General features: G+C 31.9%; 10 protein-coding genes. 4 read left to right on the top strand and 6 right to left on the bottom strand.

Features of this window, described 5'->3' with window-relative positions:
• The first annotated feature begins 1 nt into the window (after position 1).
• From H9655_RS15995 to H9655_RS15985, 3 genes are all read left to right on the top strand, one after another.
• Positions 2-304 (top strand): hypothetical protein, encoded by a 303-nt coding sequence (locus tag H9655_RS15995; protein WP_191815846.1) that lies wholly within the window; start codon positions 2-4, stop codon positions 302-304.
• A 222-nt stretch (positions 305-526) separates the two neighbouring features.
• Positions 527-976, top strand: a complete 450-nt coding sequence (locus H9655_RS15990; RefSeq protein WP_191815844.1) for a hypothetical protein — start codon at positions 527-529, stop codon at positions 974-976.
• Positions 943-1,656 carry an efflux RND transporter periplasmic adaptor subunit gene (locus H9655_RS15985; protein WP_191815842.1) on the top strand — a complete coding sequence of 238 codons (714 nt, stop codon included), beginning with the start codon at positions 943-945 and terminating at the stop codon, positions 1,654-1,656. The genes H9655_RS15990 and H9655_RS15985 overlap by 34 nt, the downstream gene beginning before the upstream one ends.
• Before the next feature lie 153 nt (positions 1,657-1,809).
• On the opposite strand, the gene H9655_RS15980 is transcribed toward H9655_RS15985, so the two are convergent.
• Together H9655_RS15980 and H9655_RS15975 are read right to left on the bottom strand one after the other, a co-directional pair.
• Positions 1,810-3,999, bottom strand: a complete 2,190-nt coding sequence (locus tag H9655_RS15980) for a DNA topoisomerase III (RefSeq protein WP_191815840.1) — start codon at positions 3,997-3,999, stop codon at positions 1,810-1,812.
• A gap of 77 nt (positions 4,000-4,076) precedes the next feature.
• The gene (locus tag H9655_RS15975; protein WP_191815838.1) at positions 4,077-4,328 is read right to left on the bottom strand and encodes a transposase; all 252 of its coding nucleotides are present in this window, start codon (positions 4,326-4,328) and stop codon (positions 4,077-4,079) included.
• A gap of 116 nt (positions 4,329-4,444) precedes the next feature.
• Between H9655_RS15975 and H9655_RS15970 the strand changes: the two genes are divergently transcribed.
• On the top strand, positions 4,445-4,672 hold the full coding sequence (locus tag H9655_RS15970) for a helix-turn-helix domain-containing protein (protein ID WP_191815836.1): 228 nt from the start codon (positions 4,445-4,447) through the stop codon (positions 4,670-4,672).
• Between the two features lie 147 nt (positions 4,673-4,819).
• Here the strand turns inward: H9655_RS15970 and H9655_RS15965 are convergent, their stop codons facing one another.
• The 4 genes from H9655_RS15965 to H9655_RS15950 are packed head-to-tail and all read right to left on the bottom strand — an operon-like array spanning position 4,820 to position 12,168.
• Positions 4,820-5,536 (bottom strand): hypothetical protein, encoded by a 717-nt coding sequence (locus tag H9655_RS15965; RefSeq protein WP_191815834.1) that lies wholly within the window; start codon positions 5,534-5,536, stop codon positions 4,820-4,822.
• On the bottom strand, positions 5,511-7,172 hold the full coding sequence (locus H9655_RS15960; protein WP_191815832.1) for a tyrosine-type recombinase/integrase: 1,662 nt from the start codon (positions 7,170-7,172) through the stop codon (positions 5,511-5,513). Before H9655_RS15960 ends, H9655_RS15965 begins: the two co-directional genes overlap by 26 nt.
• A 1-nt stretch (position 7,173) precedes the next feature.
• Complete coding sequence (locus tag H9655_RS15955) at positions 7,174-10,935, bottom strand: hypothetical protein (RefSeq protein ID WP_225230682.1); 3,762 nt, start codon at positions 10,933-10,935, stop codon at positions 7,174-7,176.
• Positions 10,936-10,938: 3 nt separating this feature from the next.
• Entirely contained in the window at positions 10,939-12,168 is a 1,230-nt protein-coding gene (locus H9655_RS15950; RefSeq protein ID WP_191815830.1) for a site-specific integrase, read from the bottom strand.
• Positions 12,169-12,251 lie beyond the last annotated feature (83 nt).

The following is a 12,251-nucleotide window of genomic DNA, read 5'->3' as shown; positions in this document are numbered from 1 at the left end:
TATGCATAGTAGTGAATCAGTTTCAAAAGTTATAACTGACCTTCCAAGAGGGGAATATGAAGCGCAAAAAACATTATTTTTCTTTGGGCAAATCCTTTGGGGGCTTGTATGGTCACTGTTGGCAATATTCATCCCATCCCTATTCTTTTGGACACTTATAGATGTTGAATATCGAAAACTATTAATCGTTCAAATGATTGTATTTATTATTATTTTATTAGAGAAACTAATCAATATTTCTATTAATCTCATTCTAGAAGTAGGAACAGAATCGAATATTTTTTCATTTGGAATTATTGCATAATCAGTTACCTCAATTGAACTCATTACTCATTTTTTTGCTCAAATCACATTATTTAAACTCTGGGCTATTATTCTCACATTTCTATACTATAAAAACCTTTCTGAGAAATCATCCCGTTTCCTTATGTTCTCACTCATAGGTTTTTATGTATTTTTCATCATTATTGTAGCGCTCTTATCTTATATAAAATTTGAAAATATTATTTAATAGAGGGATTCCTTCATGAAGTGGAAGCTAATTACAACCTTGGCTCTGTCTATTTCCATCTTTCTTTCAGTGAATATCGTCCTTATTTTTAAGGGCGGGAAGGATATTAGTCGTGTCAACTATATAACTAAGTGGATATCGGTAAAGGAGCAGGATCTGCTAGAAATAATACCCTCAGTAGATGTCTTCATCCCTAAAGAAGAACAGCATATTTACTATAATTCAAGTAATGGCAGTTTTGACAGGTTTTTAGTTCAGAAAGGGGAATCGGTGGAACCGGGAACAGAGCTGTTTCAATACTCGCCCAACGAACTTAACGCAACAAGAGAATCCTATCAAGCTGAAATCGATCGGTTAAGAAAAGAAATCACGAGCATTGACCAGCATATTTCCGAAATGACAAGGATTAAACCCAGCTCGAAAAAAGCAAGTTGGAAAATGAAATCGAAAAATATAAAGATCTGATTAAACCTACAGATATCATTCTCAAGCAATTAATTGAAACAAGTGAGCTATCTGGAACGGTCAAAGATATTAAACATGAACTCACCAATCCAATCATGACAATTATCTCCAATGATCGGCAAATTGAATGCAATCTTAATGAGGATGAGGTTCAGCAAGTTCTGCCTGGAATGAAGATTTTTATTACTTATAATAACAGCAATCAACAGCTTAACGGTGTAGTCGATAAAGTTTTTACGTATCCAAATAAAAAACCTGAAGTGGGAAAAGAAAGCAGTTACCCTTTTACAGTTCAACTCGAGGAACAATCGGAACAAACAAATATTTATGGGCAGCATGTCAACTTAAAAATCATCACAAATGAAGTGACTGACGCATTAACCATCCCGGTAAAAGGGATGAAGAAGGAGAATGTAAATTATTATAGCTATGTTCTCGGCACTGGAGGGATGATCGATAGAAGAGAAATCGAACCGGGGCTAAGGCTTAACCAAACGCAAGAGGTTAAATCTGGACTGGATTACAGCGAGTTGGTTGTAATGGAAAATCCCCTTTCTATAAAAGCAAATCACCCTTTTATTACGCGTATAGCTCCCATGCAAAACACGAAAGCAAGTTATCAGAAGTTATCAGGTGGTGAGATGGTAATATCAATTATAAAAGGCTTCCTAGCTAGATAAAAGCATCGAAAATTTTTTTCGCTGCTTTTTTAATTTATATACATTTTTATATCGATAGATTTGCTGTCTTTCTTTCAAATCTACAATTAAGTAATAAAATAAGATAAAAAAAAGCTGAGTCATGTGGAAATTTTCTACATGCTCAGCTTTTTGTTAGTCGAACTTAAGTCCTTTTAGTGCTTCTGCAAGCGCATTATTAACCGGTTCTTGTTCTTTATTCTGTTGCATTAAGTATTGTTGAACAGTACGTTTATCGGCTTTACCACGAGATTCTTTCTTACGTCTTGCTTCAAAATCTGATAGCTTTTCACGATGGCCACATTTACATACAAAGATTTGACCTTCACCTTCACCTCTCAGTTCTAGTTTCTTCTTACATTGTGGGCAGCGTGCGTTTGTTATACGTGATACATTTTTACGGTGACCACATTCACGATCTTGGCATACAAGCATTTTGCCTTTTTTACTGTTCATCTCAAGCATCGGCTTACCGCAATCCGGACAAGATTTTGTAGAGATGTTTTCGTGCTTGTATTTTTTGTCACTTGCTTTAATTTCATTCACGATTTCTTTTGTGTGCTTTTTCATTTCATTGATAAAAACATCTTTTTTTAGTTTACCTTTTGCAATTAGTTCAAGCTTTAGTTCCCACTCTGCTGTTGTAGCTGGTGAACGTAGTTCTTCTGGAACTAACTCTAACAGTTGACGACCTTTTGGAGTAATGTGAATTTCCTTCCCACCACGCTTTTCAATTAGGAATGAATTAAATAGTTTATCAATGATATCTGCGCGTGTGGCAACTGTACCTAACCCTCCAGTCGCTTTTAACGTGTCTACAAGCTCTTTATTGCTCGATTGCATGTACTTTGTAGGGTTTTCCATAGCAGATAATAATGTAGCTTCTGTAAAACGTGCAGGCGGTTTTGTTTGACCTGATGTTTGTGCAATTAATTTGTTGTTTAATACATCACCTTTTTTAATATGTGGTAGTAACTGCTCCTTTACATCCTCTGAAGACTCTTCATCATCAAAAAGATTTTCGTATACTTCTTTCCAACCAGCGTTGATCACTGTTTTACCTTTGGCAATAAATTTCTCTTTTCCAATTGTCGCTTGTAATGTTAATTGTTCATACTCATAAGCAGGGAATAACACGGCTAAGAAACGTCTCACCACAAGATTATAAATTTTACGCTCTTTATCCGAGAAAGAAGAATAATTAACGTATCCTTCAGTCGGAATGATTGCATGGTGATCACTCACTTTTCCATTATCTACAAACGCTTTAGAAGGTTTAATTGGCTTATTTAACACTTTATTTGCAAGTGAACGATATTCGCCAACACCACAAGCTTTTAGTCGCTCCGGAAGTGTACTAACGATATCTGAAGTTAAATAACGAGAATCAGTACGAGGATATGTTAAAACCTTGTGTGATTCGTATAGATTTTGCATGATTTTTAATGTTTCTTTCGCAGAGTAGCCAAATAATTTATTGGCATCACGCTGCAATTCCGTTAAATCATAAAGCGCTGGAGAGAATGTCTTTTTAGCTTTACGATCAATTCCTATAACGGTTGCATCTTGACGACCAAGTGATTTAATAATAGCATCAGTCTTTACTTTGTTAAAGCTTCGACTATTCCCTTTAGCATCTTGCCAAGTTAGTTTGACTGAATCAGTTTGCGCTTCAATGCCATAGTACACTTGTGGTTTAAAGTTTTTAATTTCATCTTCACGTGCAGCTATCATGGCTACAGTAGGCGTCTGAACACGCCCACAATTTAACTGTGCATTATATTTTGTCGTTAAAGCTCTAGTGGCATTTAGTCCGATGTACCAATCTGCTTCAGAACGAGCTACGGCAGCAAAATATAAGTTTTCGTATGCTTTACCAGGTTTTAAATTATTGAATCCATCTTTGATTGCCTTATCTGTAACGGATGAAATCCACAAACGTTTGATTGGTTTATTTACTTTAGATTTCGTAATAATCCAACGGGCCACTAGTTCACCTTCACGACCCGCATCTGTTGCGATAATGATTTCATTTACATCATTACGATTTAACTGTGATTTAACGGAATTAAACTGTTTACCGGATTGTTTAATTACTGATAGTTTTAAACGATCAGGTAGCATGGGTAAATCTTCTAAATTCCACTTTTGATATTTCTTATCGTATATTTCTGGATCAGCTAGGGTTACTAGATGTCCAAGTGCCCATGTTACGATATATTTATCGCCCTCTAAAAAGCCGTTCCCCTTTTTATTACATTTCAGTACATTCGCTATATCGCGAGCTACGGATGGTTTTTCTGCTAATACTAAACTTTTTGCCATGTCTTCATGCTCCTTTAATATCTTGTACTGATAATATAACACAGTTCTAGTACATGAAATATGGATGGCTATTGATTCTATTTGGAAGTCATAATTGACATAGCCTGTTTAAGTATTTCTACTTCCTGTTTTAAGCGTTTATTTTCTTTTTGTATAGCGTTGAATTCTTTAAAAGATATAGCTGTTCCATCAGCGTATAGCTTTATCCAGGAATAGATAGCAGTTGGTGAAACTTTATATTCCTTCCCCAGTTCAATTGGTGTTCTTCCTTCTAGATGTAGTTGAACAATTTTCTTTTTAAAATGTTCGTCATATTTTTGAGTAGGCATAAAAAATCTCCCTTATAAAAATGTTTATTAATATTGTAGCATCACCTCTTTATGATGACTATAGTCGGTCGATTAAATCAACTAATTTCTTAGTTAATTAACTAAGAGGTGAGCTTATGGAGATATCAAAAGCATTTGGTAATGTGTTGAAAAAACACAGAAAACTAGCCGGACTATCCCAAGAACAATTGGCATTACAATGCGATTTAGACCGAACCTATATCGGGTTACTCGAACGCGCACAAAGGCAACCAAGTATCACTACTTTATTTAGTATTTGTGAGGTATTAAAAATAAAGCCACATGAATTGATTAAAGAAGTTGAAAAATTATATGGAATTTAGAGGATATACTTTGAAAGCTACAGAAGGAATTAAATAGTAAAAGCGATATATAAAAATGCACCTAGATTAAGAGAACCGTGCTAGTAATTAGGTTCTCTTAATTAATAGGTAAATATGATTTTTCCATTTTATTGGTTTACTGCGGAACTACAAATCAAGGTCTTCGATAAGTGTATTTTTACCTTTATTCGGTAATGATACTACATTTTCAATCGCATTTTCAGTATTAAGTTCTAGCATGGCCTTATTAGGCTGCTCTTTAAAAATATCCTTGAATAATTGTTCCACTGTAGCAGATCTAGTCTTTCCTGTTGTAATTAGGTTTATTAAACCAAGATCCTTAATGCTTGATAGATTCGCCCATTGAAAAAGAACATTTTGATAGATTTCGTTATTGTTCTTAAGATTTACTATCTCAGCTTTAAGGTCTATGATTTCTTGTGTCATCTTGGCTTCTTTTTCTTTAAGTTGGTTGTAGCGCGTAGATATTCTACGAAAGCCATACTCATTTACCTTCAGTTGATTGATAACTTTCTTTTTAGTAGCTGGAGTGTCTTGTGAAAATCTGTTTATAACATCATTTGTTGAGATAATTCCAATGAACTGATTATTATTATCTATTAAAGCGCTTCTCTTCTTATTGATTTCATCAATTAATAATTTCCCTTGACGACCAGGTTTTCTCCAAAAATCTTCACTCAGTTTAAAATTTAATATTCCATTGTTATATTCCTCCAGTGCATAAGAGAATATTTCTTTATATTTTATAATTTGAACATTTACATGGGCCTTTAAGAAATCATCAATAATCTTTAGAAGAATATCCTTGGGATATAATTTAGGTTTGCGTCCCCGACTTTTCATACACTTCAAACCTTTCCTTTAGCTTTGCTAATTGGTATAATGCATCCTTTACTTCTTTAGAACTTTTAACTAGTTGGTAATTGAACTGTGAATTTGTTTCATCAAATACATCATTTTTATGATGAATGAGACCAGTTTTATGAAGCGCTAGTAGTTTATCGATGCATAATTTAAGAATAGATTCCTGATTATCAATTATGTTTTGTAGTTTATCATAATGATTTTGATAATCATCTAAGGTTATTCTCCAATGTTTACAGAGATAATGCTCATCTACAGGACAGTCCTGTAATGGATCTATACAATAACCGATTTCTAATGGAATTTTAACAACTTCAGAAACATCCATGGTGGTATTCATCGCATTTTTAAAAATAATCTCCTTGAAAAATTCATTTGAAAGGTCACCAATGTGTCTTTTTTGATTTGTTAATAACTTTATTAAATCGGAATCAATCCAATATTCCAAGTGGTTATGATAAGCCATTTGAGAATAAATAGAATTGTGTCCTCCTAATCTAGCAATCTCACTTGGATGATAACCTTGCAACATTAAATTTAAAAATGCAAAATGACGAGTGTCATTTGGTCTTATTTTTCTAAATATATTATAAGGTGATTGAGTATATAGTTCTGAACTGTTCTCTAATAATTTAAAGCCATACTTCTCACAAACAATTTCATTGTAAAATTTGTTTAATAGATTCTTAAAATTGCTATAATTAAAAACTTCAGGTTTTACATTTTGTGTTGTACTATATGTTTGTAATAATGTTTTAGTTGGTTTAATTGAATATATTTTTTGTTGATATAACTTGATTGATTTGGCAATTTTATTTGATATCAAAACTTTATCGTAATTTATTTTGCGATTCCTTAGATATTTACTTCTAGGTAAAGCTAAAAAATATCCTTCCTTGTTAAGAGTTAAACAATCAAATTGCAAATTGCAAAATTCACTAATGCGTATTGGGATAATGTTTGTTAAATTCCACCATAAATAAATCGGATAGTAATCCAAATACTCTTTGTCAGTGTGCTCACTAGAAAAGTATACTTCAACTATTAGGGAAAACTTAAGAACATCGTGACTTGATGGTAATTTTCTTATTGCAGGTGAATTATGTGTTTGATAGTATCTCAAAATTAGTTCCAGATACTCTTCTGGCACTATTAGATCTTGGCAAAAATCAAGAAATTCTAATAGAAGAGATGCCTTCCTTTGCAGAGAATTAGGTCTAAGATCTTTAAAAAAATAGTTAAGTTCAAATTCATCTATTGCTTCTAGATTAAACCCTTTACTTAAGATCAATGCATCTTTTGCTCTCCTCACTTTATTTACTAAATACCGGAAACTATAATTGTTCTCTAAAAGTAAAATAAACCAAGACTTTAATAGCAAGATGAATTGGTTAGTGTCAAATTTCTTTGATGCGAAAGAATCAAAGCTAAAATCTACATAATTTGATTGTGAAAAATATTCATCATAAATATTCCATCTATTATCGGATGCTGCGGCTGTAAGATTCACACCTGCATCTTTAAGGCTATTTATCCTATCTTGTAAGGTACCACGGAGACTCTCATTAAAGTGAGTTGATGTAGACGAAAAATCTAAACTATGATTATTCTCCATATTAAGTGCCTCCAATTGTTAGATTTTCATTTATACCACCTAAGCTACGTATGTTATTTAAGAAATCCGAATATTCCTTGCCTAAAAATGAGCTTAGTACACTTTCTCCAAATTGTTTTTTAGCAGCACTTATTAAGGAAAGGTTTTTGTATAATAAATATGTTAATCTAACCTTTTCTCCTTTATAAGAAATGTTTTGAATCTGTTCTAATTTAGGTATCAAATTATTTAGGTTGTAAACGGTCTTTGTTAGGACATAGAAATGTGGGATTGCAAATGGGCAACTGTTACATTTTCTATCTAAGTATAAACAATCGCCGAGAATACATTGCCAAAAGGAATCTTTGCCCGGCAGTTGATTCATATTTATTAAATCAAATATTTCCTTTTGTTGGTCTCCTGATAGATTCTGAACGAAATCGTATAAAGGTTTCCTCTGTTCTTCAATAGCATTTAACATTATGGAGAAGCTTTCAACTTTATATATGTCTCCAAAAACGGTGGCTAACAGATTCTTTTCATTGTTTTCTATAGAATTATTTTGAGGTTCCCCAATAACAATTTGTTTTAAATAATCATAGGTATAGCCAAAATAGCCTTTATCGAATAATTGCTTGCTAATTTTATTTAGATGTTCTTCATCTAAATGTACATATCTGTTAGTGGTGTCTATAGAATCATGATTTCTAATAAATTTAGTGATCTCCAATGGGTTACGATTTGTTTTTTGTTTTAGGATTGAATTCACAAAGGTTATAAATGTACTGTTGGCCTTTAGCGATTTAAATTTAAAATTGTTTATAGGAAAAGTTTTGAAAAACTTATCATGCATGCTAGAAGTTAATTCGTTTGAATTACCTAAATCAATTAAGTTATTTCTTTTTGAATCTGCCATTTGAGCTTTAAGTTCACATAAAATGATGGCGTTAGCTACGGGTAACATCATATCTTCTGAAATAAAGAAATAGGCCTTTTTGCCATTTTTGTTATGATAAACATTCATCAAGTTTGAAGTTAGTTCCCAGATGACTTTTGTAGCTTCATCTACAGTTAAGTTGTGATTTTCAAATGATTTGTAATCCTGCACAGGGATAGATAAGGGAATACGGGGTATCTTTTCAATAAAATCATTACTTCTCCATCCGTTATTTAAATGAAGCATTACGTATAACCAAATGGATTCATAATTCCCCTTTGTCCCATCCATCGACTTTGCCTTATATTCGGAAATAGCATTGTCTTTATGGAATTTAATTTCTTTAACATAGTCAAGTAGTGTTAAAAACTCATTAGTCGAATAGATTTGCTTATTGTGCTGAGAGTTTGCCAAACGCTCCTTTTTTTCCGCATGGGGGTTATTAAGCTCTGAAACCGAGTAATTACAATTGGAAAACCTTAAAAGTAAGTGATTAAAGAAACTATATAAAACTTCTTTGTAAGTACCTGGGACTCTATTGTTTAAAAACACGAAATTAATCTCATTAGAAGTCATGTCCATAATTTCCTTTGAAATTAATGTCATCTGTAGTAATTCTGTTATTTTAATAAATCGAACAAAAAGTTTCTTGATCGTTTTAATATTTCCGTTTGAGCTTAATAACTTTTTTGAGGCAAAATTATGCCATACTGTTTCCGTTTCTTTAACCGAATTAGAAAAATGCAAATCTAATTCTTTGATTGCTTTCAAAAGAATTTCACCTGGGAGGGTAGTATATTTCAATTCATTTTTGTATTTCTCCATTAAATTGGAAACCTTTAATGATTTCAAATAATTATCTATAACCTCTTTAGAATATACAGTTTTAATATTTTTCAGGCGACCAAATCTCAAATGGGATGGTATTTGCACTTTTTTTCCGTTTAAATTTAATGCAGCGCCAGGGACTTTCGCAATAGCCTCAGTAATGGTATAGTTTATGCCTAAAAATTTTTTTTGCTCTTGATACAATTTTTTAAGCAGATTAGAACAATCCTCTTTCAAATAGTAATTAATATTTCTATACTCAAACTTATGAATTTGAAAGTTTTCTTTATTTTCATCAAACTGTTTCCTTGAATAGTCCAATTTGGCTATTAAATCTTTTTCAGAAATTATAGTTTTGATTTCGCCATTTACGGATAGTATTGGATAGTTTGTTATTTCTTCAATAATCTGGGTAATCTTTTTATCTTCCAAATGTCCAAGTACTTGCAGTGAATTTTTTATTTTAGAAACGGTGCTTGGACCATTTTGTATAACGTTAACAGATTCTAAAACAGCATGTCGATTTTCTTCGGTAATTTGTCGATCTTGATTATTTATTCTGGCAATAATGGTATTGATTTTATCTTTCGGAAAAACCAAATGAAAGTTATAAAATTTCTTAAACTTCACTTCAATCGGCAATTTTTCAGAAATCAAGGGAATATTCAAATCTGAGCAAATTCTGTAGAACTTATTTATGTCATATCCTAGCAAATGTTCCACGTCGCTAATTAAATAATAATTCGAATCGTAGTAGTTATATAGATCTGTTCTTCTTTTAATAAATCCATCTATCTCGCTTTTAGACCAATAATTTTGACGTGATGGGGGTATTTTTATAGGTGAAATATTAAATTTTTCCATATATCTGTTAATGTTATTCGGTATATCAAGTAATTCCATTAGTTCTACAGAAGTATAATATTTAGTTAAATCATTTTTAGTTTTAGTTAGAGATAGAAATTGTTTCTTATCATAAAAAATAAAAGCATTCGCAAACTTATATACATTATCAACAGGTCGAGTACGGATAGAGGTTAATCTACGAATAAGATTTCTAGAATAGCCCAAGTCCCTTATTTGATCACCAGTTATTTTAGTTTCAAGGTTATGTTCATAATTTTCATCTATAATATTTTTAAGAGAATTTATACTCGACTTGTTGTAATAAATTATTTCATATTTTCCATTTGACGTTGACGGGATGCCATATTCTTTGATTACCTTTTTGAATTTTTTGAAATTTGTAAAACCTAAATATTCTCTGGCCTCTTTTTCACAGATAGTATGAGTCAGAAAATCCTTAAGTTGTAATTTTTCTCCCACTTCATCCTTATTATAAAAGGCAAGGACTCCAGCATACTCGTTAATCCTATCAAGAGGCTCTGCTTTATATGTTTGGAGTCTCAATCTGTCTAATTTACTAAACCCAAGGTCTCTTACTTCCTTAGTACTTAAACGATTGGCTTTATTAAATGAATACCTTTTTTTAACCAAGTCGATAAAGAATCTTATATCTGAGTCCTTATAATACTTAAAGGAGCTATGCCCCTTTTTTACCTCCTTGATTTTGCAATCATTTAATGCACGTTCAAGTTGTTTAGGTGTTTTAAAACCCACTAATTCCATTATTTGTGAAAGCGCTAATAGTTCACAACTATTTTTTTTAGATGCTAAAAAAGCATTTACTTCTAATTTGTCATAGAAGAAAGAGACTCCAGCAAAATTTTTATATCTGTCGAAAAGAGTGGTGGGCTCGCTTTTAAGAATAACTCTGTCATAGCTGGTACAACCTAACATAATTATTTCCTTGGGAGTATATTTGTTTGAGTAATTGTCTTGATACCGCTTTTCCAGAATATCCCGTAAGTTATTTATAATATTGGTATCAAAAATAGCTTCTTTAGCATTATTAATACCTACCTTTTGTATTGAGGCATCTTTGAGAAATAATCTAGTTTGATTAATTGATAAATGAAGAAGGGTTGAAACTTCCCTTAATGTCATATGGATACGCATGCTTTACACCTCCTTTAGCATGTTAAAGTTTTTGATTGCTAAATTCATAGAGCTAAGTAATGTATTTTCATCTACATAACTTAATGCAGACTGTAAGCTTCTGTCGCCCCTAGCTAATGCAATCTGGGTGGGGGTTAGACCCAAATCTATTAATATGTTAGTGAAAACACCCCTGCCAATATGTGTAGACCATTTGTTGTTTGTTAAAAGTATATAATCTTCGACTTGATTTTTTATTAGTAAGTCATTCAGAAACTGTTGTTTAATCTTATCAATTTTTGCTGAATATCTTTTGCCCCTTAAGGCATTGAAATTTCTTGTTGAGATAAAAAGTGCCTCGGAAGTTCCCTTAGTTCCCTTAGTTCCTTTAGTTAATTTAGTTAGCATTTCTAGATGCTCTTCATATAGGGGCTTTACAATTTCAGGACAAATACATATTTGATCTCTTGGATATTTAACTTGAATATCAGCTTTGTTTATTGCATCGGCAAATAAAATGTCTTGATTGTCTCTAAGCTCAACTATTAGGTTACTATTAGTCCATTTTAAACTAGAGCGTTTTAAGTTAATAACTTCGGAGCGTCTTAATCCTCCAAAAAATTGTAAAGCTATACCTAATGCCATTAGTGGTTCAATACGCTTTGCTGTCATTATAAAATCTATAATTAGTCTATTTCTATTTTTACCAAAATCCTTAATAACATTATTTTGAGTGGAATTCCTTATTGGTACAATAATATCTAAATCATTAGTGGTTTCAAAAACGTTACTTACTATTTTCCTGCTTTTTCGACCATGATAAACAGTCTGGTAATCCACACTAAATGATTGGCTAATTATACTTTCTGAATTTAACCAATGGAAAAGTTTGTTTAGATACTGTATCTCAGTTTTTACATATTCACTCTTTAATTCACCTGCTCTACTTTTTAGTGATAAATAGGAGATATAATCAGCCCCATGCTGAAGGGTTAGACTGCTTAATCCTCCTATAACCAATTCAGTATAACTAACCTTATCTTTTGATAAATGATTTAAAAACCTAGTTATTGCATAAGCTGCATTTCTTTGACTATTAATAGATTTTCCTTTATTTTTATATTCTCTTTTTATGAAATTTGAAAGAGGTGAGGGAAATATTAGATAATCATTTTCTTTAACTCCGATACCAATACTACTGAATATTTCTCCACTTTTTGAAGCCTCATCAAATTCCCTTACTACAAATCTCATAGTTTCCCCCCTGTAAGTTCCATTTCTATTCTTATTCAATTTTTATACCCAAAATAAAAATACCCATGGGTGAAATTATTTTT

The sequence above is a fragment of the Cytobacillus stercorigallinarum genome (assembly GCF_014836495.1).
In the GTDB taxonomy this organism is placed as follows: Bacteria; Bacillota; Bacilli; order Bacillales; family Cytobacillaceae; genus Cytobacillus; species Cytobacillus stercorigallinarum.
Note: the sequence above shows the minus strand (reverse complement) of the source record. Positions and strands in the feature narration are given on the sequence as shown.